We start from the raw sequence: 19838 nt of genomic DNA, 5'->3' as shown, positions 1-19838 counted from the left end.
GCCCGGCTTCTAGCCCCCCGTCGCGCAGGCGGCAACCGCGGCTGCTTTCATCTTGCCCCAAATATCCCGCGGGGGTGCGCCGGCGCGAAGCCCCCGCTGCGACAGCGCCATCTCAGCCCGCCAGCCGCCGCAGGGCGCGCACCCGCGCGGGCGGGATCAGCCGCACCTCGACCCCGGTGAACACATGCATGGTGCGCAGCTCGCGGTCCAGCACCGCGTGGTCGCTGACCCAGCCCCCCATCGCCAGATAGCTGCGCAGCAGCGGCGGCAGCCCGGCGCGGGCGCTTGCGGGGTCGGCGGCAGCCGGCAGGGCGGCAAAGCGGCAGACCTCGGGCGCCTTGATGCCGGGGCGCCAGCGCGGCGGCGCCCGGTGGCGGTCGCGCAGCAGCGCAAAGGCGCGCGCATGGCCGCCCGCGTCCAGCCCGGAGAAGGACGAGCAGCCGAACAGCAGCCCCGCCCCGGTCTCGTCCACCTGCCGCGCCAGCGCCGCCCAGGCCAGGCGCAGGATCTCGGGGTGGGAATGGGCGGGATCGACGCAGAAGCGCCCGACCTCGATCATCGGCTCGGGGAAGTCGCGCAGCCGCGACAGCTCGTAATGCTGCGCCGAATAGCTGCGCCCGATCTCGGCCCCCGAGCCGAACGGCAGCCAGCGGAAACAGGCCGCCAGCCGTCCCGATTCGCGGTGCTCGACCAGCATGTGCCGGCAGTGCGCGTCCAGCGGGTCGGCGTCCTCGCCCGTCTCTGCCTCCGCCCCGGCCCAGGCGGACACCAGCGCGGGGGCGCGGAAACAGCGGAACCGCAGCTGCCGCGCCGCGCGCAGGTCGCAGGCGTCCGTGGCGATGCGGACCCGGTAGCGTCCGGTCTGAAGCTGGGGCATCGCGCCACTCTCCTGGGACGCCTGCCCCCGTTGCCGGGGCGGCGGGCCGCAAGGGCCCGCCCGCAGGCGCGCTTGTCTGGCCGCTTCATAGCCCTAAATTGGAACCGATGCACAATGGAAACGCCCGGGAAATCACCGGGGAAAGGGAAAACCGATGACAGAGAGGGTCACCCGCCCGGACGCCGAGTGGCGCGAGCTGCTGGACCCCGAGACCTATCGCGTGACGCGGCAGGCGGGGACCGAGCGGCCGTTCTCGCACCCCGGGTTTCCGCAGGGGCCGGGGCATTACGTCTGCGCCTGCTGCGGGGCGCGGCTGTTCGACGGCGACCAGAAGTTCGAAAGCCATTGCGGCTGGCCCAGCTTCAGCCGCGCCGGCGGCGCGATCGGGGAACACCGTGACACCAGCCACGGCATGATTCGCACCGAGGTCCGCTGCGAGCGCTGCGACGCGCATCTGGGGCATGTGTTCCCGGACGGGCCGCCGCCGACCGGGCTGCGCTACTGCATCAACGGGGTGGCGCTGCGCTTTGTCCCCGAGGCCGCGGCAGGCTGAGCCGCCCGGCCCGCGGCCCGGACCACCGGCCGAATCACTGGTTGAGGAAATCGCCGGGGTTGAAGCGGCCGATATTGCCCAGAAGCTGCCGCAGCAGCCCGGAATCGACCACGCCGGTATCGGTCACGCGCCGCGACAGGGTGACGACGCGGCCGCGTTCCAGCCCGAAACGCTCGATGTTGGAAACGGTGCCGTTCTGGTCGAAGCTGATCGCCACCACCTGCCGTTCCACCTCGCGCGGCTGGCGCACGCCGAAACGTTCCCAGCGCGAGCCGACGTAATACCAGCCCGCCCCGGTCAGCAGCCCCTGCGAGCTGGGCAGGCCGATCAGATATTCCAGTTCCTCTTGCCGGGTCTGGCCGACGACCACCTGCGCAAGCTCGTCGTCGGTCGGCAGATAGCCGTGGTTGCGATACATCCGCGTGCAGCCGGCCGCCGCCACCAGCGGGGCGGCCAGGGCCAGGGCGATCACCCGCCGGCGGGTCGTGGTCATCGTTGCCGTCCCTTCGTTCCACGCACCGCGCCCCCGTGATGATCGCCCCCGGGCCGTTCTGCCGGGCCTTTCGGGCGCAATCGGTGTCGCTGGCGCTGTCGGTGCCATGCCCGCCCCCCGTCAGGAACGACCCTGGCGGTTGACGGCGCCCGACCCGCTTAGCAAACTCGCCAGCGCCGCTCAAGAACATCGGGCGGGCGCGGCCCACTCCTCGGCCCCGCCGCCACAGCTCCAGACCCCAAGGCCCAAGACATGTCCCCTGCCCCCTATTCCCACAAGCTGAGGGTGTCGCAGCTGAACGCGCGCCGGCCCCTGGCGCTGGAGCTTGCCCCGGATGCCGAGGCGCGCGCCCGCATCGCCGCGCATCTGGGGCTGCTGGCGCTGCCGCAGCTGCGGCTGACCGGCTCGCTTTCCCCCGCCCCGAACGATTCCTGGCTGCTCGAGGGGCGGCTGACCGCGCAGGTGGAACAGGGCTGCGTGGTGACGCTGGCCCCGGTCGCGACCGCCATCGCCGAGGGCATCCGCCGGGTCTATTCCCCCCATGCCGCCGCCCCCGAGGGCGACGAGATCGAGATGCCCGACGACGAGATCGAGCCCCTGGGCCCGGTCATCGACCCCGGCGAGGTGCTGGTCGAGGAACTGTCGCTGGCGCTGCCGCTTTACCCGCGCGCCCCCGGCGCGGCGCTGCCCGACGATCCCGGCGCCGACGACGCGGCAAAGGACGAGGCGGGCGACACCCGCCGCCCCTTTGCCGGGCTGGCGGCGCTGCTGCGCAAGGACGGGGACGACAACGGCAACTGAGCCGTCCTCGCGCCGCAGCGGCGATCCACCGCATTTTTCCTTGGCCCTTGCGGCTTTCCGGTTTGTGCCGTATCTGCGCGGTTCGATCCGAAACATGACACGGCGGGAATCTGCGGATTCGCGCCGTCCATCTTGCCACCGAAGGTTGTCCCATGGCCGTCCCTCAGAACCGAGTTACCCGGTCCCGCCGCAACATGCGCCGCTCGCATGACGGCCTGTCCGCCGCGAACCCGAACGAATGCCCGAACTGCGGCGAGCTCAAGCGCCCGCATCACGTCTGCCCCTCGTGCGGTCACTATGCCGACCGCGAAGTCGTCGCGCAGGCGAACGACATCGACCTGGACGACGACGCAGCCTGATTGACCGCCGCAGGGTGCGATGACCACCGCGCTTGTCCAGTCTGATCCGACCCTGCCCGGCCCGCCCGGGTCGGTCGTGATTTCGGTCGATGCGATGGGGGGCGACCGCGGCCCGGCGGCCGTGATCGCCGGCATTGCGAAAAGCGCGCAGAAGAATCCGGACATCCGCTTCATCGTCCACGGCCCCGAGCCGGAACTGCGCCGCCTGATCGCCCGCCGCTCGAAACTGGCCGGGCGCTGCGACATCCGCCATGCCGAGGGCGTCGTCACCATGGACGACAAGCCCGGGCAGGTGGTGCGCTCGGCGCAGGGCACGTCGATGTGGTCGGCGGTCGAATCGGTCCGCAACGGCGAGGCGACGGTCGCGGTCAGCTGCGGCAACACCGGCGCGCTGATGGCGCTGTCGATGCTGCGGCTGCGCAAGCTGCCCGGGGTGAACCGGCCGGCCATCGCGGTGCTGTGGCCCTCGCGCGGGCCGCAGGGGTTCAACATCATCCTCGACGTGGGCGCCGACATCCGCGCCGACGCCACCGACCTGCTGCAATATGCGATGATGGGGGCGTCCTACGCCCGCAACGGGCTGGGGCTGACGCGGCCGCGCGTCGGGCTGCTGAACGTCGGGACCGAGGACCACAAGGGCCGCCCCGAGCTGAAAGAGGCCCACCGCCTGATCGCCGCCGCCGCCGCGGTCGAGGGCGCCAACATGGACTACGTCGGCTTCGTCGAGGGCGGCGACATGATGAGCGCCCGCGTGGATGTGATCGTCACCGACGGTTTCACCGGCAACGTAGCCTTGAAGACCGGCGAGGGGACGGCCAAGCTGGTCGGAGATTTTCTCAAGGACGCCTTCGCCAACTCGATCATGTCGAAATTCGCCGCTCTCCTGGCCATGACCTCGCTGAAGCGGCTGCAGAAGCGGATCGACCCGCGCCGGGTCAACGGTGGCGTGTTCCTGGGGCTGAACGGCACGGTGGTGAAATCCCACGGCGCCGCCGACGCCACCGGCGTCTCCGCGGCGGTCAAGCTGGCGTTCCAGCTGGCGCGCTCGGGGTTCAACGACCGGCTCAAGATGCGGGTGGCACAGGCGGCCGAGGCCGCGGAACAGGCGGGCCCGGCCGAAGGCTGGGCCGAGCAGCTCGCAGAACCGGCCGCCGGGCCGGCCCAACAGGACGCGGCATCGGGCCGTACCCCACAGGCAGAGGCAGGACATTGATGCGACGTTCGGTGGTACGCGGAACGGGGCATTACCTGCCCTCGCGCGTGGTCGAGAACAGCTTTTTCGAGCAGACGCTCGACACCACGGACGAATGGATCCGCACCCGCACCGGGATCGAGCGGCGGCATTTCGCGGCCGAGGACGAGTTCACCTCGGACCTGGCGCTGGCGGCGGCGCGCGACGCGCTGGACCGCGCCGGCATGACCGCCGACGACATCGACGCGATCGTGCTGGCGACCTCGACCCCCGACCTGACCTTCCCGGCGGTGGCGACGATGGTGCAGGCCGCGCTGGGAATGACCCGCGGCTTTGCCTATGACGTGCAGGCGGTCTGCGCCGGCTTCGTCTTTGCGCTGGCCAATGCCGACGGGCTGATCCGCACCGGCCAGGCCGACCGGGTGCTGGTGATCGGCGCCGAGACCTTCAGCCGGATCATGGACTGGACCGACCGCGGCACCTGCGTGCTGTTCGGCGACGGCGCCGGCGCCGTGATCCTGGAAGCCGCCGAGGGCAAGGGCGACAGCAGCGACCGCGGGATCCTCGCCTGCGACCTCAACAGCGACGGCAAGCTGCGCGACCTGCTTTACGTGGACGGCGGCGTCAGCCGCACCGGCACCGCGGGCGTGCTGCGGATGCAGGGCAACCTGGTGTTCCGCCACGCAGTGGAAAAACTCGCCGCCACCGCCAACCGGGTGCTGGACAAGGCCGGGCTGGCGCCGGCGGACGTGGACTGGCTGGTCCCGCACCAGGCCAATCTGCGCATCATCACCGGCACCGCGCAAAAGATGGGCCTGCCGGTCGAACGGGTGGTGCTGACCGTGGCCGACCACGGCAACACCTCGGCCGCCTCGATCCCGCTGGCGCTGTCGGTCGCCGACCGCGAGGGCCGCTTCAAACCGGGCGACGTGGTGCTGACCGAGGCCATCGGTGGCGGCATGAGCTGGGGCAGCGTCGTCCTGCGCTGGTAATGGCGCAGCCACGCTGCCTCGCTCATCCAGCCCAGACGCCGCACGGGCTCCTGCTCCGGCTCTCTTTCATCCCGCTTCCGGTGGCGGGCGTTCTGCGGCGCGCGCGCCCGCTTCCCGGCTCTTCCATCTGGCTTCCAGTAGCGGGTGTGCTGCCGTCCGGGGCGCCCCCCTTCCCGGCTCTCCTTCATCCAGCTTCCAGTAATGGGCGTACTGCCCTCCGGGGCGCGCCCCGCTTCTCGGTGCCTTCATCTTGCTGCGAGTCGCGGGCGTGCGGTTGTCCCAGGTGCCCTCCCGGGCCCGTTCTTCATCACGAAAATATCCCACGGGGGTGCGGGGGTGTGAAACCCCCGCTGCAACCGCGCCCCCGCGCAAACCCGCTTTCCATGGCCCGCGCCCCGCGCTATCAGGCGCCATGCTCAAGATCCGCATCATTCCCTGCCTTGATGTCGCCGATGGCCGCGTGGTCAAGGGCGTCAATTTCGTCGATCTGATCGACGCCGGCGACCCGGTTCAGGCCGCTGCCGCCTATGACGCCGCCGGCGCCGACGAGCTGTGTTTCCTCGACATCCACGCCACCCATGAAAACCGCGGCACCATGTATGATCTGGTGTCGCGCACGGCGGAAAAATGCTTCATCCCGCTGACCGTGGGCGGCGGCGTGCGTACGCCCGACGACGTGCGGGCGCTGCTGCTGGCTGGGGCCGACAAGGTCAGCTTCAACTCGGCCGCCGTCGCCGATCCGGATGTGATCGCGGCCGCCGCCGACCGTTTCGGCAGCCAGTGCATCGTCTGCGCCATCGACGCCAAGACCGTGGCGCCGGGGAAATGGGAAATCTTCACCCATGGCGGGCGCAAGCCCACCGGCATCGACGCGGTGGAGTTTGCCCGCACGGTCGCCGCGAAAGGCGCGGGAGAGATCCTTTTGACCTCGATGGACCGCGACGGCACCCGCGACGGCTACAACATCCCGCTGACCCGGGCGGTGGCCGATGCGGTGGACATCCCCGTCATCGCCTCGGGCGGGGTCGGCACGCTCGACCATCTGGTCGAGGGCGTGACCGAGGGCCATGCCAGCGCGGTGCTGGCGGCCTCGATCTTCCATTTCGGCACCCACACCATCGCCGAGGCCAAGGCCCATATGGCCGCCGCCGGCATCCCGGTGCGGCTGGAATGAGCGCGCTGGAACGGCTGGCCGCCACCGTCGAATCCCGCCGCGGCGCCGACCCCGAGTCCAGCTGGACCGCGAAGCTCCTGTCCCGCGGCCCCGAGAAATGCGCCGAGAAATTCGGCGAGGAAGCCGTCGAGGCGATCATCGAGGCCGTGCGCGGCGACCGAGAACGCCTGACCTCGGAAGCCGCCGACGTTCTGTATCACCTGCTGGTCATGCTGGCCGCGCGCGGGGTGACGCTGGCCGAGGTGCTGGCGGAACTCGAACGCCGCGAGGGGGTTTCGGGGATCAAGGAAAAAGCCTCGCGCCCCGGCTGATCCCGGGCCGCCGCCACCAGCGGAAAGCCCGACCATGGACGCAATTACCGACGAACTGCTGCGCGCCTTCGACCCGGTCGGGGCGCTGCCCCTGCAGGTGGCCGCGATCCGGCTGGCGGCGGCGATGCTGTTGGGCGGCATCATCGGCTGGGAACGCGAGGTGCATTCCCGCGCCGCCGGGCTGCGCACCCACATGATGATCTCTCTCGCCGCCGCGGTATTCGCGATCCTGGCGATGGAGCTGGTGCATTTCGAGGCTGTCCCCGGGCAGCAGATGCGCGTCGATCCGCTGCGGCTGATCGAGGCGGTGACCTCGGGCGTGGCCTTCCTCGCCGCGGGGTCGATCGTGGTCAGCGGGGTCAGCGTGCGCGGGATCACCACGGGGGCCTCGATGTGGCTCTGCGGGGCGATCGGGCTCGCCTGCGGCATGGGCGACCTGTCGCTGGCGCTGCTGACCACGGCGCTGGCGATGACGGTGCTGTGGTTGATCCACCGGCTGATCAGCCCGATGGCGCACAAGCTGAAAAAGCCGCAGCCGCCCCCCTCCGCGCCTCCCGGCGACAGCTGACCGGCTTGACCCCGCCGCCGCGCCCCGGCAGGTGTGGCCAAGGGCGGTCATCCAGCCGGAGCCAGCAGTGATCATCTCGCGCGGGCGCGCCTATGTGTTCGTCCACATCCCCAAGACCGGCGGCACCGCGCTGAGCCTGGCGCTGGAAGCCCGCGCCATGCGCGACGACATCATCCTGGGCGACACCCCCAAGGCCCGCGCCCGCGCGCGGCGGCAAAGGACACTGCAGGCGGCGGGGCGGCTGCGCAAGCACGCGACGCTGGCCGACATCGACGGGCTGGTGACGCCGGACGAACTCGCGCGGATGTTCGTGGTGACGCTGGTGCGCAACCCGTGGGACCGGCTGGTCAGCTATTACCACTGGCTGCGCGTCCAGCGTTTCGACCACCCGGCGGTGGCGCTGGCGCAGGCGCTGGGGTTCGGCGAGTTCTTGCACCATCCGCAGACGCAGGAATCGTTCCGCGCCTGGCCCTATGGCGCCTGGCTGCGCGACCGCGACGGGGTGGAACGCTGCGACGCCTGGGTGCGGCTCGAGCATCTGGCCGAGGATCTGGCCCCGTTCGAGCGGCATCTGGGCTTTGCGCTGGCGATGGGCCGGGAAAATGCCTCTGACCGCGACCGCGACTGGCGGCGCTATTATTCCGACGCCGATGCGGCGCTGGTGGCGCGGCTTTGCGCGCCCGATATCGTGCGTTTCGGCTATCGCTTCGACCCGGGAGCATAGGCGGCGATGGACACCTGTGCACCGCTTTGCGATCCTGCGGCCTAAGGGGGTGCGACGGTGAGCGAGGATTACCCAAGGATCGCGCCGACCGGGGTGGACGGGCTGGTGGTCAGCTTTGCCGCGCGGCTGGACGAGCCCGCGAACCGCGCCGCCTTGGCACTGCGCGCCGCCATCGAGGGCGCCCGCTGGCCCGAGGTTCAGGAAACCGCCGCCACGCTGGTGTCCACCTATCTGCGGCTCGACCCGCTAGCCGATCCGGGGCCGGTGCTGGCGCGGCTGCGGGCGCTGGTGGCGTCGCGCGACTGGTGGGGGGCGGCGCTGCCGGCCGGGCGGCGGCTGCTGCGTATCCCGACCTGCTATGCGCCCGCCCAGGCCCCCGCTCTGGACGAAGCCGCAGCGCTGGCCGGGCTGAGCCGCGCGCAGGCCGTCGAGGCGCTCGCCTGCGCGCCCCTGCGGGTGCTGACCATCGGCTTTGCCCCCGGCCAGCCCTATATCGGCGAGCTTGGCCCCGAATGGGACATCCCCCGGCTGCGGGTGCTGACCCCGCGCGTGCAGCCGGGCGCGCTGACGCTGGCGATACGGCAGCTGGTGCTGTTCTCGGTCCCCTCGCAGACCGGCTGGCGGCAGGTCGGGCAGACCGCGGCGCGGCTGTTCGACCCGGGCGCGGCGCAGCCGTTCCTGCTGCGCGCCGGCGACGCGGTGGCGTTCCCGCCAGTCTCGGCCGAGCGTCTGGCAGAACTGGCCCGCAGCCCCGGCGGCGGGGTCTCGGTCGAGGCGCTGCCATGAGCCTGATCGTGCTGGCGGCCGGGCCGGGGATCACGGTGCAGGACCTGGGCCGCCCGGGGTTCCTGGCGCAGGGGCTGTCGCGCGGCGGCGCCGCCGATCCGGTGGCGCTGGCCGAGGGCGCGGCGCTGCTGGGACAGGACACCGGGCTGGCCGCCATCGAACTGGCCGGGACGCCCGCGCGGTTCCGCCTGACCGCACCCGCGCGCATCGCCCTGACCGGGGCGCCGTTCCGGGCGCTGCTGCGGGACGCGGGGGCCGAGACCCCGCTGGCCTGGAACGCCAGCCACGCGCTGCCGGCGGGCGCCGAGCTGGCGCTGTCGCCGCTGGCGGGCGGCTATGGCTATCTGGTCCCAAGCGGCGGCGTCGATGCGCCGCTGCTGCTGGGGGCGCGCTCGGCGCATCTGGCGGCGGGGATCGGGGCGGCGCTGGCGGAAGGGGACAGTCTGGCGCTGGGGCCGGACCCCGGCACGCAGGCAGAGCTGCTGATCGCCCCCCTGCCCCGCGATAGCACTGCCCCGATCCGGGTGGTGGCCTCGCTGCAGACCGCGCTGTTCCCGGCAGCCGAGATCGCCCGCTTCCAGCGCACCGCGTTCCGCCGCGACCCGCGCGGCAACCGCATGGGGCTGCGGCTGGATCAGGGCGATGCGCCGGGATTCGCGCCCTTTGGCGGGCTGTCGGTGGTGTCCGAGATCGTGCAGCCCGGCGACATCCAGATCACCGGCGACGGCACCGCGCTGGTGCTGCTGGCCGAATGTCAGACCACCGGCGGCTATCCCCGCATCGCCACCGTGCTGCCCTGCGATCTCTACCGCGTGGCGCAGGCCCCGCCCGGGGCCGCGCTGCGCTTTCGGCTGGTCGGGCAGGACGAGGCCCGCGCCGCCATGCAGGCCCATGCCAGCGCACTGGCCGGGCTGCGCGGCCGCATCACCCCTCGGCTGCGCGAGCCCTCCACCATGGCGGACCTGCTGTCCTACAACCTGATCGGCGGCGTGGTCAGCGCCACAGCGGAAGGAAGCGAGCGATGAGAACCGTCGATCTGAACGCCGATCTGGGCGAGAGCTTCGGGGCCTGGGAAATGGGCGACGACGCGGCGCTGCTGGGGGTCATCAGCTCGGCCAATGTCGCCTGCGGGGTCCATGCCGGCGACTGGGACGTGATGGCGCGGGTGATGCGCGAGGCGGTGGCCCGCGGCGTCGGCATCGGCGCGCATCCGGGGTTTCCCGACCTGCAAGGCTTCGGCCGCCGCGAGATGCAGTTCGCCCCCGACAGCGCCGCCAATCTGGTGCGCTGGCAGCTGGGCGCGGCGCAGGCGATGGCGCGCGCCGCGGGGGGCGCGGTGCGGCATCTGAAGCTGCACGGGGCGCTGGCCAACATGGCCGCGCGCGACGAGGCGCTGGCGCTGGCCTGTTTCCGCGGCGCGCTGTCCGTCGACCCGGCGCTGGTGCTGGTGGTGCTGGCCGGCACCGCACAGGAACGCGCGGCCCGGCAACTGGGCGCGCCTGCGGCCTGCGAGATCTTCGCCGACCGCGCCTATCGCGGCAACGGCACGCTGCTGGACCGCCGCCTTCCGGGCGCGGTGATCCACGATCCGCAGCTGGCCGCGCGCCGGGTGCTGGCGATGCTGCGCGCCGGCGCGATCCTACCCGAGGACGGCCCCGCGATCCCCACCCGCATCGACACGATCTGCCTGCACGGCGACACCCCCGGCGCCATCGGGATGGCGCAGGCGGTGCGCGCGACGCTGGAGGCGGAGGGGGTGGCGATCGCGGCGTTTCCGGGCGAGCCCCTGCGCTGAGCGGCGCTGTCGGAGCGGGGGCCAGCCCCCGCGCCCCCGGGGTATTTGAACCAGAAAGACGCCCTAGCCCTGCCCCGGCTTGCGGATGCGGCGGGCGCGGATCAGGGTGTTCTGGCTGACGATCTCGTAGCCCAGCCGGTCCAGCAGCTCGCGGCGCAGGCGGTTGATCTCGTCGCAGGAAATCTCGATCACCTCGCCGCTGTCGATGTCGACGATATGTTCGTGTTCGGCGGCGGGGGTGATCTCGTAGCGGGCGGGTTCGTTTTCCAGGGTCAGTTTGCGGATCAGCCCGGCCTCTTCCAGCGCCGACAGCGTGCGATAGACGGTGGCCAGCGCCACGGAATCATCGACCGCCCGCGCCCGCGCCAGCAGCTCGTCGGCGTTCGGGTGGTCGGCCGAGCCCATCAGGATCGACAGCAGCACCATGCGCTGCGGCGTGACCCTCAGCCCCGCGTCGCGCAGCGCCTGCGCAAAATCCGTCGTCTCTGCGCCCATCGCCTGACCCTTTGCCCTGTCCTGTGCTGTAGCCTCTCTGGCTGCTGCAATCAAATGAGAATGGGTCTCATTCGCCTTGACAGTTGCGAATGCGTTGCATTTACATGACCGTGGAGCATCAGGAAGGGAGCCTTCATGGCGGGGCGGATGACACTGGCGGCGGCGCTGGTGATGCTGGCAGGCACGGCCGCGGCCGAGCCGATCAAGGTCGTGACCAGCTTCACCGTGATCGCCGACATCGCCCGCAACGTCGCGGGCACGCGGGCCGAGGTGGTCTCGATCACCCGCCCGGGGGCCGAGATCCACGGCTATTCCCCCACCCCGCGCGATCTGGTGGCGGCGCAGGGGGCGGATCTGGTGCTGTGGAACGGCCTGAATCTGGAGCTGTGGTTCGAGCAGTTCCTGCACAACCTGCGCGACGTGCCCGCGGCCGTGGTCAGCGAGGGGATCGAGCCCTTGCCGATCGCCGGCGGCGATTATGACGGCAAGCCCAACCCCCATGCCTGGATGGGGTTGGACAACGCGATGATCTATATCGACAATATCGCGGCCGCCCTGTCCGCGCACGACCCCGAAGGCGCCGCCGACTATGCCGCCAACGCCGAGCGTTACAAGGCCGAGCTGCGCGCTGCCATCGAGCCCTTGCGCGCCCGGATCGCCCTGATCCCCGAGGACAAGCGCTGGCTGGTCAGCTGCGAGGGCGCCTTCAGCTATCTGGCCCGCGACATGGGGCTGCGCGAGCTGTTCCTGTGGCCGATCAACGCCGACCAGATGGGCACGCCGCAGCAGGTGCGCCACGTCATCGACACGGTGCGCGCGCAGGAGATCCCGGCGGTGTTCTGCGAAAGCACGGTCAACCAGGCGCCGGCGAAACAGGTGGCGCGGGAAACCGGGGCGCATTACGGCGGCGTTCTGTATGTGGACAGCCTGTCCGCGCCCGACGGGCCGGTGCCCAGCTATCTGGAGCTGCTGCGCGTCACCTCGGCGACCGTCGCCGAGGGGCTGGCGGCGGGGATCGAGGCGCAGGAATGAGCGCGCAGGACAGCAGCGCGCAGGGCATCGTCGCGCGGGACGTGACCGTCACCTATCGCAATGGCCATACCGCCTTGCGAAACGCCAGCTTCACCACCCCGCAGGGCACGATCACCGCGCTGGTCGGCGTCAACGGCGCCGGAAAATCGACGCTGTTCAAGGCGATCATGGGCTTTGTGCCGCTGGCCGCGGGCCAGATCACCCTGCTGGGCCTGCCGGTGGCCGAGGCGCTGCGCCGCAATCTGGTGGCCTATGTCCCGCAGGCGGAAGAGGTGGACTGGTCCTTTCCGGTACTGGTCGAGGATGTGGTGATGATGGGCCGCTATGGCCATATGGGTTTCCTGCGCCGCCCCCGCGCCCCCGACCGTGCGGCGGTGGATGCGGCGCTGGCCCGGGTCGGCATGGCCGAGCTGCGCCACCGCCAGATCGGAGAGCTTTCGGGCGGCCAGCGCAAGCGGGTGTTCCTGGCGCGCGCGCTGGCGCAGGACGGCCGGGTCATCCTGCTGGACGAGCCCTTCACCGGCGTCGATGTGCAGACCGAGGACCAGATCATCGCGCTGTTGGGTGAATTGCGCGACGAAGGCCGGGTGATGCTGGTGTCCACCCACAACCTCGGCTCGGTGCCCGAGTTCTGCGACCGGGTGGTGCTGGTCAAGGGCACGGTGCTGGCCCATGGCCCGACCGAGACGACCTTCACCCGCGAGAACCTGGAACGCGCCTTCGGGGGCGTGCTGCGCCATATCACCCTGGGCGGCGCGGCGCTGCATGACGACGACGACCCGCGCCACGTCACCATCCTGACCGACGACGAACGCCCGCTGGTCCATTACGACGACCGCGCCCATGTGCGCGAAATCGGGGACGCTGCGGGCGAAGGGCCGGACCCATGATCCTGCTGGAGCCCTTTGCCTATGGCTACATGACCAATGCGATGTGGGTGTCGGCGCTGGTCGGCGGCGTCTGTGCCTTTCTGTCGGCGTATCTGATGCTCAAGGGCTGGTCGCTGATCGGGGATGCGCTGTCGCATTCGGTCGTTCCCGGGGTGGCCGGCGCCTATATGCTGGGGCTGCCCTTTGCGCTGGGGGCGTTCATCTCTGGCGGGCTGGCGGCGGCGGCGATGCTGTTTCTGTCGGAACGTTCGGGGCTCAAGGCCGATGTGGTGATCGGGCTGATCTTCACCGCGTTTTTCGGGCTGGGCCTGTTCATGGTGTCGCTGAACCCGGTGGCGATCTCGGTCCAGACCATCACCATGGGCAATATCCTGGCCATCGCCCCTGCCGACACCCTGCAGCTGGTGCTGATCGCGGCGGTGTCGCTGGCGGTGATGCTGCTGAAATGGCGCGACCTGATGGTGGTGTTCTTCGACGAGACCCACGCGCGGTCGATCGGGCTGCGGCCGCGGCTGCTGCGGGCGGTGTTCTTCACCCTGCTGTCGGCCTGTATCGTGGCGGCGATGCAAACGGTGGGGGCGTTCCTGGTGATCGCGCTGGTGGTGACGCCGGGGGCCACCGCCTATCTGCTGTGTGACCGCTTTCCGCGGCTGATCGCGCTGTCGGTCGCCATCGGCACGGTGACCAGCTTCCTTGGCGCCTATCTCAGCTATTTCCTGGACGGCGCGACCGGCGGCGTCATCGTCTGCCTGCAGACCGCGCTGTTCCTGGCCGCCTTTGTCTGGGCACCGAAACACGGGCTGCTGGCCGCCCGCGCCCGGGCCCGCGCCGCCATCGAGGAGCCGCTGCCGTGACCGAGACCCTGCTGCTGCCGTTCCAGTTCCCCTTCATGCAGAACGCCTATCTGATCGCGCTGATCGTGGCGGTGCCGACGGCGCTGCTGTCGTGTTTCCTGGTGCTCAAGGGCTGGGCGCTGATGGGGGATGCGGTCAGCCATGCGGTGCTGCCGGGGATCGTGCTGGCCTATATCCTCGGGCTGCCGCTGATCCTGGGCGCATTCGCCGCCGCCATGCTAACCGCCGGCGCCACCGGCTATCTGGCGGAAAACAGCCGCATCAAGCAGGACACGGTGATGGGGGTGGTGTTTTCGGGCATGTTCGGGCTGGGGATCGTGCTTTACACGGCGATCACCTCGGACGTGCATCTGGACCACATCCTGTTCGGCAACATGCTGGGGGTGGGCGCGGGCGACCTGTGGACGGCGCTGGCGATCGGGGCGGTGGTCTCGGCCGGGCTGCTGGTCTGGTGGCGCGACCTGATGCTGCACGCCTTCGATCCGGCGCAGGCGCGGGTGTCGGGGCTGCGGGTGGGGGCGCTGCATTACGGGCTGCTGACCGCACTGTCGCTCTCCATCGTCGCCACGCTCAGCGCCACCGGGCTGATCCTGGCGGTGGGGCTGCTGATTTCCCCCGGCGCCATCGCCTTCCTGCTGGTGCGCAGCTTCGGGCGGATGCTGGCGGTGGCAGTGGCGGTCAACGCGGCGTCGATGCTGGCCGGGGTGCATCTGAGCTTCTACCTCGACAGCGCGCCGGCGCCGACGATCATCCTGATCCTGACCGCCGCGTTCATCGCCGCCTTCCTGCGCCGCACGCGGCTCACCCGCCGCGCGCAGGCACAGGCCGGCTGACCCGACTGCTTCGGACGGTCATAAATGCTTTCAGCGGCGGGTTCCTCGCCGCCTTCGTCCGCCGCATCCGGCTTAGCCCTCGCGCGCGGGCTCAGGCCAACTGCTTCGGGCGATCTCAAATATCCTCGGGGATCGTCGTATACGACGATGGGGCAGACAGCCCCCGGCTCCGGCCGCGCCACCGCGACCAGCCTTCGCTGCCCCACCCTTCCATTCCCCACCGCACCCCCTATCCTGCGCCCATGCCAAAGCCCCCTCCCCGCCGCCCCGGCGGCATCCCCCGCGGGCTGGACCACCACGGCCCGGCGCTGTTTTCCTATGGGTTCCGCCCGTTCTTCCTGGGCGGGGCGGTCTGGGCCGTGCTGTCCATGGCGCTGTGGGTCGCGGCGCTGGCGGGCTTCGGCACGCCGGGGGGGAGCTATGGCGCCTCGCATTGGCACATGCACGAGATGCTGTTCGGCTTTGCCCCGGCGGTGCTGTGCGGTTTCCTGATGACCGCGGTGCCGAACTGGACGGGGCGGATGCCGGTGTCGGGGCCGCCGCTGATGGCCTTGGCGGCGCTATGGCTGGGGGGGCGGCTGAGCTTCAGCTTTCCGCCGCCCGCCGCGCCGCTGTGGCCGGCGATACTGCTGGAATCGCTGTTCCTGCCGCTGATGGCGGCGCTGTTTTGGCGCGAGATCGCGGCGGGGCGGAAATGGCGCGACCTCAAGCTGGTGGGGCTGGTGGCGGTGATCGCGGCGGCTAACCTGTGGTTTCACGCCCTGGTGCTGACGGGCGCCGACCCGCGCCCGGCGGCGCGGGCGGCGGTGGCGGGATATGTGGTGCTGATCCTGATCATGGGCGGGCGGCTGGTGCCGAGCTTTACCCGCAACTGGCTGGCCCGGCACCGCCCCGGCCCGGTCCCCGCGCCGCTGGACGGGTTCGACCGCGTATCGGTGGCCCTGTCGGTGGCGGCGCTGGCGCTGTGGGTGGCGCTGCCGGAAACCCCCGCCGCCGCCGCGTCCTGCGCCCTTGCCGCGGCGGTCAACCTACTGCGGCTGGCGCGCTGGCGCGGCTGGCGGGCGTGGCATGAGCCGATGGTCTGGGGGCTGCATCTGGGCTGGCTGATGGTGCCGCTGGGCTTTGCCGCGGTGGCATTGGCGGCGCTTGGCGGGCTGACGCAGGCCGCGGCGCTGCATGTGTTCGCCGCCGGCGCCATCGGGGGCGAGATGCTGGCGGTGATGACCCGCGCCACCCGCAGCCACACCGGCCGCGCCACCGAGGCGACATGGCCCACGACGCTGGCCTTCCTCGCCATCGCGGCCTCGGCCCTGCTGCGGGTCGGGGCCGAGTTCGCCGCCTGGAACACCCTGATCGCCGCCGCCGGCGCCGCCTGGATCGCCGGGTTCACGCTCTACATCGCCGAACACGCGCGGATGCTGCTGGCCGCCCGCAAGCCGCGCGGGCGCTAGGCGCTACCCCCGCCCCATCCGCCGATAGACGAAATCGGGCGGCGGCGCCGAGGATTCCGCCGCGATGATCGCGTCCAGCCGCGCGCGGTGGGGCGAGCGGCGGCAGACCGGGTCGGTCGCCCGCGCATCGCCCGCGATCGCCATCGCCTGGCAGCGGCAGCCGCCATAGTCGATGTCGCGGCGCTCGCAGCTCTGGCAGGGCTCGGGCAGAAAGTCGGTGCCGCGAAATTGGTTGAAGGCCGCGCCCTCGTTCCAGATCCGCGCCAGCGGCGTCGCCAGCACATTGTCAAAGCTCAGCCCCGGAATCGTCGCCGCGGCGTGGCAGGGCAGCACGGTGCCATCGGGGGTGACGTTCAGCCCGGTCGAACCCCAGCCGTTCATGCAGGCCTTTGGAAAATCGGCGAAATAATCGGGCGGAACAAAGTCGATGGCGAGCTTTCCGGCATAGTCGCGCCGCGCCTGCGCGACCATGCGCTTGGCCTGATCCACCTGTTCGCGGGTGGGTTGCAGGGCGGCGCGGTTCTTCAGCGCCCAGCCCTGGAACTGCACACAGGCGATCTCGATCCGCCGCGCGCCAAGCTGGTGGGCCAGCGCGATGGTCTGCGCCAGATCGCCCAGATTGTGGCGGTGCATCACCGCGTTGAGGGTCAGCGGCAGGCCGATGCGGGCGATCTCGGCCGCGACCTGCATCTTGCGGTCGAAGCCGCCGCGATAGCCGCCGACGAAATCCGCCACCCCCGCATTCACCCCCTGCAGGGACAGCTGCACATGATCGAGCCCGGCGGCGTCGAGTTCGTCCAGCCGCGCACCCGTAAGCCCGATCCCCGAGGTGATCAGGTTGGTATAAAGCCCGGCCTCTCGCGCCGCGGCGACGATGGCGACCAGATCGGAACGCGAGGCCGGTTCGCCCCCCGAGATATGCAGCTGCAGCACCCCCAGCGCCACGGCCTGGCGGAACACCTCGGCCCATTCGGCGGTGGTCAGCTCGCTGTCGCGGGCGGCCAGCTCCAGCGGGTTCGAGCAATAGGGGCAGGATAGCGGGCAGCGGTGGGTCAGCTCGGCCAGCATCGCCAGGGGCGGCGCCGGCGGTGGGCGGACCAGTCGCGCCGGCGTGGCGTCCGGCGAAAGCGTGGGTTGCGGAATTGCGGTCATGCGACCTCCACCAGCCGCTGCGCGGCCATGTTGCCCAGAAACTCGATCACGTCGGCCTCGATCACCTCGACCGGCGCGGCGTAGCGTTCGGCCAGCGCCGCGCTGATCGCGGCGATGTCGCGGGCGCCGTCCAGCTCGGCCAGCACCGCGTGGCCCACCGGATCCAGCATCAGCGCGGTTTCCGGACCCAGCAGCACCGGCAGGTCGCGCACCCGGTCGTGGTGCAGCCGCACCCCGCGCGGCAGGAACGGCCGGTCCGTGGGGGTCAGCGGCCCGGTCATCCCAGCAACCCTTCGCCCGGCTGCCAGCCGCCCGGGGGGATGCGGCCGGGGGCGACATAGGCCGAATACAGCGCGTCAAGCTGCGCCCACAGCACATCGGTCTTGAACACCAGCGCGGCGGCGGCCATGTCCTGCTGTTCGGCGGTCCGGGCGTGGTCCAGCACCCAGCCAAGGCCAAAGGCCACGTCCTTGGGGGCCTCGGTCAGGCGGTGCTGGAAATAGCTGATGGTCTGCGGATTGGCGAAATCGTAATGCGCCAGCAAGCCGGCGATGCGCTGTTCATGGATCGCCGGGGCGAAAAGTTCCGTCAGGGACGAGGCCACCGCCGCCAGCAGCGGCTGATCGCGGACATAGCGCACATAGGCGTCGACCGCGAAACGCGTGGCGGGCAGCACGCCCCGGGTCGAGGCCACGTAATCCGGGTCGAGCCCCACCCCCTCGGCCAGCCGCAGCCAGCGCCAGATGCCGCCGGGGTGATCCTCGGTGCCGTCGTGATCCTCGATGCGCGAACGCCAGGCCCGGCGCAGCGCCGGATCGTCCACCCGCGACATGAAGGCCGCGTCCTTCATCGGGATGCGCGACTGATAGTAATAGCGGTTGATCACCCAGGCCCGCACCTGGTCGATGTCGCAGCCGCCCGAATGCAGCAGCGCGTGGAACGGGTGCTTGTCGTGATAGCGCTCGGCCCCGATGCGGCGCAGCCGGGATTCGAAGGCGGAACGGTTCGGGGTGTGGTCGTTCACGGGTCGATCTCCATGCCGTCGTGGGCCAGTTCCCAGCCGGCGGCGGCCACTGCGGCGCGTTCGGGCGAGCCGGGCTGCAGCACCGGGTTGGTGTTGTTGATATGGGTGAAGATGCGGCGCGCCCGCAGCCCGGCCAGCCGGGCGATGCTGCCATGGGGACCGTCCATCGCCAGATGCCCCATGCGGGCGCCGGTCTTGACGCCGGTGCCGCTGCGTTCCATGTCGTCGTCGGCCCAGACCGTGCCGTCGAACAGCAGCAGGTCGGCGTCAGCCAGCCGGTCCAGCAGCTCGTCGGTGACCGCCGCGCAGCCGGGAATATAGAACGCCGTGCGGCCGCCGTGGTCCAGCCGCAGCCCCACGGTCTGTTCGCCGATCAGCGCGGTATCGGGCTCGCCCTCCTCCTGCCACAGCGCCACCTTGCCGGGGACGGCAAAGGCGGTAACCGTCAGACCCGGCAGCGGTTGGAACTTCTGGTCCAGACGGATGGGCGTGCGGGCGACGTGATCCTGGTTCAGCACCCGGAAGATCGGCTGGTCGAGGATCGCCAGCGTGGACGGCGTGGCGTGGATGGTGAACGGACTGTTCTCGCGCAGGCTCAAGAGCCCCGCGATGTGATCCACGTCGCCATTGGTCAGCACCACCGCCCGCAGCGGACTGCCGCGCAGCCCCGGCGGCACCAGCCCGCAGGCGGGCAGCTGCGCACGGATATCGGGCGAGGCATTCAGCACCACGGTTTCGCCCCCCACCGTCACCGCGACCGAGGATTGCGTCATCGGCGCAATCCGTCCCGTCCGCGCGTCACGGCAATTCGGGCAGCCGCAATTCCATTGGGGCAGCCCCCCTCCGGCGGCCGCCCCAAGAATCCTCAGCTTCACTGTGGACGGTCGTCAGAGAACGTCGCGGGCGTCGCGATCGTCCTCGGCCGGACCATACATGTTGATTTCCATCCCGCACCTGACTTCGCGGGCGATCGGTTTCGACCAGGCCATGCGTCACCTCCTCCGTTGTCGCATCTGGGATGAAGATTGGAAGCACGGGCGGGCAAGTCAACGCCGGGGGGCCGGGTGTCCGCCTTTGGTCGCAGGAAGTTGTGCCGCGGTGAGGAGTGGAACTGCGGCGCTGGATGGCGCGGCCGGAGCCTCCGGCGGGGATATTTGGAGGACAGAAGATGAGGCGGAGTGTAGGGGTTGCGCTGCCGCGGGCAACGGCTGTCCGGCGCCTGGAGCGCGGCAAAGGGGAAAGCCCGGGTCCAGAGGGGCTTGTCCGGCGGCGGGGGCTTGTGACCTGGGCGCTTACCATCTTCGCTTCGGCGCCGCGGGTAGCGGTCACTCCGATACCGGAAACCTGCAAGAAAACGCCCGCGCAGCACAGGGTCCTGTCCGGCGGGCGGGTGCACCTTGGCTGAGGCGCTTGCCGCACCGCTGTGGTGTAGTGGACGACAGTCAATCCGGCCTTTTAAACCAGCCCTGAACGCGCGACACC

25 protein-coding genes are annotated in these 19838 nt (G+C 70.9%); 17 read left to right on the top strand and 8 right to left on the bottom strand.

Annotated features, from left to right (window positions below):
- Window positions 1–112: 112 nt before the first annotated feature.
- Window positions 113–877: a GNAT family N-acetyltransferase gene (locus tag RSP45_RS01155; protein ID WP_415392917.1), complete on the bottom strand. Its 765-nt coding sequence runs from the start codon at window positions 875–877 to the stop codon at window positions 113–115.
- A 154-nt stretch (window positions 878–1031) separates the two neighbouring features.
- On the opposite strand from RSP45_RS01155, the gene msrB reads away from it, so the two are divergent.
- A complete protein-coding gene (msrB, locus tag RSP45_RS01150) occupies window positions 1032–1430 on the top strand; it encodes a peptide-methionine (R)-S-oxide reductase MsrB (RefSeq protein ID WP_415392916.1) in 399 nt (132 codons plus the stop codon).
- A gap of 34 nt (window positions 1431–1464) precedes the next feature.
- Here the strand turns inward: msrB and RSP45_RS01145 are convergent, their stop codons facing one another.
- Window positions 1465–1923 carry an outer membrane protein assembly factor BamE gene (locus RSP45_RS01145; protein ID WP_073066310.1) on the bottom strand — a complete coding sequence of 153 codons (459 nt, stop codon included), beginning with the start codon at window positions 1921–1923 and terminating at the stop codon, window positions 1465–1467.
- Window positions 1924–2175: 252 nt separating this feature from the next.
- Between RSP45_RS01145 and RSP45_RS01140 the strand changes: the two genes are divergently transcribed.
- From RSP45_RS01140 to RSP45_RS01090, 11 genes are all read left to right on the top strand, one after another.
- A complete protein-coding gene (locus tag RSP45_RS01140; RefSeq protein WP_415392915.1) occupies window positions 2176–2724 on the top strand; it encodes a YceD family protein in 549 nt (182 codons plus the stop codon).
- A 152-nt stretch (window positions 2725–2876) separates the two neighbouring features.
- Window positions 2877–3083: a 50S ribosomal protein L32 gene (rpmF, locus tag RSP45_RS01135; RefSeq protein ID WP_073066315.1), complete on the top strand. Its 207-nt coding sequence runs from the start codon at window positions 2877–2879 to the stop codon at window positions 3081–3083.
- Between the two features lie 19 nt (window positions 3084–3102).
- Window positions 3103–4296 (top strand): phosphate acyltransferase PlsX, encoded by a 1194-nt coding sequence (gene plsX, locus RSP45_RS01130; RefSeq protein WP_415392914.1) that lies wholly within the window; start codon window positions 3103–3105, stop codon window positions 4294–4296.
- A complete protein-coding gene (locus tag RSP45_RS01125) occupies window positions 4296–5267 on the top strand; it encodes a beta-ketoacyl-ACP synthase III (protein WP_073066321.1) in 972 nt (323 codons plus the stop codon). The genes plsX and RSP45_RS01125 overlap by 1 nt, the downstream gene beginning before the upstream one ends.
- A gap of 412 nt (window positions 5268–5679) precedes the next feature.
- Window positions 5680–6441, top strand: coding sequence for an imidazole glycerol phosphate synthase subunit HisF (hisF, locus tag RSP45_RS01120; RefSeq protein ID WP_073066325.1), 762 nt, complete (start codon window positions 5680–5682; stop codon window positions 6439–6441).
- Entirely contained in the window at window positions 6438–6752 is a 315-nt protein-coding gene (locus RSP45_RS01115; protein ID WP_415392913.1) for a phosphoribosyl-ATP diphosphatase, read from the top strand. Before hisF ends, RSP45_RS01115 begins: the two co-directional genes overlap by 4 nt.
- Window positions 6753–6786: 34 nt before the next feature.
- Complete coding sequence (locus RSP45_RS01110) at window positions 6787–7320, top strand: MgtC/SapB family protein (protein ID WP_415392912.1); 534 nt, start codon at window positions 6787–6789, stop codon at window positions 7318–7320.
- 67 nt (window positions 7321–7387) lie between these two features.
- A complete protein-coding gene (locus RSP45_RS01105; RefSeq protein WP_415392911.1) occupies window positions 7388–8044 on the top strand; it encodes a sulfotransferase family 2 domain-containing protein in 657 nt (218 codons plus the stop codon).
- A 57-nt stretch (window positions 8045–8101) separates the two neighbouring features.
- Window positions 8102–8830: a 5-oxoprolinase subunit B family protein gene (locus RSP45_RS01100; RefSeq protein ID WP_415392910.1), complete on the top strand. Its 729-nt coding sequence runs from the start codon at window positions 8102–8104 to the stop codon at window positions 8828–8830.
- On the top strand, window positions 8827–9855 hold the full coding sequence (locus tag RSP45_RS01095; protein WP_415392909.1) for a biotin-dependent carboxyltransferase family protein: 1029 nt from the start codon (window positions 8827–8829) through the stop codon (window positions 9853–9855). The genes RSP45_RS01100 and RSP45_RS01095 overlap by 4 nt, the downstream gene beginning before the upstream one ends.
- Window positions 9852–10625: a LamB/YcsF family protein gene (locus tag RSP45_RS01090; protein WP_415392908.1), complete on the top strand. Its 774-nt coding sequence runs from the start codon at window positions 9852–9854 to the stop codon at window positions 10623–10625. The genes RSP45_RS01095 and RSP45_RS01090 overlap by 4 nt, the downstream gene beginning before the upstream one ends.
- A gap of 63 nt (window positions 10626–10688) precedes the next feature.
- Here RSP45_RS01090 and RSP45_RS01085 read toward each other — a convergent pair whose 3' ends face one another.
- Window positions 10689–11120: a Fur family transcriptional regulator gene (locus RSP45_RS01085; RefSeq protein ID WP_073066350.1), complete on the bottom strand. Its 432-nt coding sequence runs from the start codon at window positions 11118–11120 to the stop codon at window positions 10689–10691.
- 135 nt (window positions 11121–11255) lie between these two features.
- Here RSP45_RS01085 and RSP45_RS01080 point away from each other — a divergent pair, with 135 nt between their 5' ends.
- The 5 genes from RSP45_RS01080 to RSP45_RS01060 all read left to right on the top strand — a co-directional run bounded on the left by RSP45_RS01080 (window position 11256) and on the right by RSP45_RS01060 (window position 16180).
- Window positions 11256–12152, top strand: a complete 897-nt coding sequence (locus tag RSP45_RS01080; RefSeq protein ID WP_415392907.1) for a metal ABC transporter substrate-binding protein — start codon at window positions 11256–11258, stop codon at window positions 12150–12152.
- The gene (locus RSP45_RS01075; RefSeq protein ID WP_415392906.1) at window positions 12149–13042 is read left to right on the top strand and encodes a manganese/iron ABC transporter ATP-binding protein; all 894 of its coding nucleotides are present in this window, start codon (window positions 12149–12151) and stop codon (window positions 13040–13042) included. The genes RSP45_RS01080 and RSP45_RS01075 overlap by 4 nt, the downstream gene beginning before the upstream one ends.
- Window positions 13039–13896, top strand: coding sequence for a metal ABC transporter permease (locus RSP45_RS01070; protein ID WP_415392905.1), 858 nt, complete (start codon window positions 13039–13041; stop codon window positions 13894–13896). Before RSP45_RS01075 ends, RSP45_RS01070 begins: the two co-directional genes overlap by 4 nt.
- Entirely contained in the window at window positions 13893–14729 is an 837-nt protein-coding gene (locus tag RSP45_RS01065) for a metal ABC transporter permease (protein WP_415392904.1), read from the top strand. Before RSP45_RS01070 ends, RSP45_RS01065 begins: the two co-directional genes overlap by 4 nt.
- A gap of 242 nt (window positions 14730–14971) precedes the next feature.
- Window positions 14972–16180: an NnrS family protein gene (locus RSP45_RS01060; RefSeq protein WP_415392903.1), complete on the top strand. Its 1209-nt coding sequence runs from the start codon at window positions 14972–14974 to the stop codon at window positions 16178–16180.
- 3 nt (window positions 16181–16183) lie between these two features.
- Here the strand turns inward: RSP45_RS01060 and pqqE are convergent, their stop codons facing one another.
- From pqqE to pqqA, 5 genes are all read right to left on the bottom strand, one after another.
- Window positions 16184–17248: a pyrroloquinoline quinone biosynthesis protein PqqE gene (gene pqqE / locus RSP45_RS01055; protein WP_415393968.1), complete on the bottom strand. Its 1065-nt coding sequence runs from the start codon at window positions 17246–17248 to the stop codon at window positions 16184–16186.
- An 80-nt stretch (window positions 17249–17328) separates the two neighbouring features.
- The gene (gene pqqD / locus RSP45_RS01050) at window positions 17329–17613 is read right to left on the bottom strand and encodes a pyrroloquinoline quinone biosynthesis peptide chaperone PqqD (RefSeq protein WP_415392902.1); all 285 of its coding nucleotides are present in this window, start codon (window positions 17611–17613) and stop codon (window positions 17329–17331) included.
- On the bottom strand, window positions 17610–18356 hold the full coding sequence (pqqC, locus tag RSP45_RS01045; RefSeq protein ID WP_415392901.1) for a pyrroloquinoline-quinone synthase PqqC: 747 nt from the start codon (window positions 18354–18356) through the stop codon (window positions 17610–17612). Before pqqC ends, pqqD begins: the two co-directional genes overlap by 4 nt.
- Entirely contained in the window at window positions 18353–19231 is an 879-nt protein-coding gene (gene pqqB, locus RSP45_RS01040; RefSeq protein WP_415392900.1) for a pyrroloquinoline quinone biosynthesis protein PqqB, read from the bottom strand. Before pqqB ends, pqqC begins: the two co-directional genes overlap by 4 nt.
- A gap of 12 nt (window positions 19232–19243) precedes the next feature.
- The gene (gene pqqA / locus RSP45_RS01035) at window positions 19244–19345 is read right to left on the bottom strand and encodes a pyrroloquinoline quinone precursor peptide PqqA (protein ID WP_073066373.1); all 102 of its coding nucleotides are present in this window, start codon (window positions 19343–19345) and stop codon (window positions 19244–19246) included.
- Between the last annotated feature and the right edge of the window lie 493 nt (window positions 19346–19838).

It is taken from the genome of Paracoccus sp. SJTW-4 (assembly GCF_047716885.1).
GTDB classification, from domain to species: domain Bacteria; phylum Pseudomonadota; class Alphaproteobacteria; order Rhodobacterales; family Rhodobacteraceae; genus Paracoccus; species Paracoccus solventivorans.
This window is presented reverse-complemented; position numbering and strand designations above follow the sequence as displayed.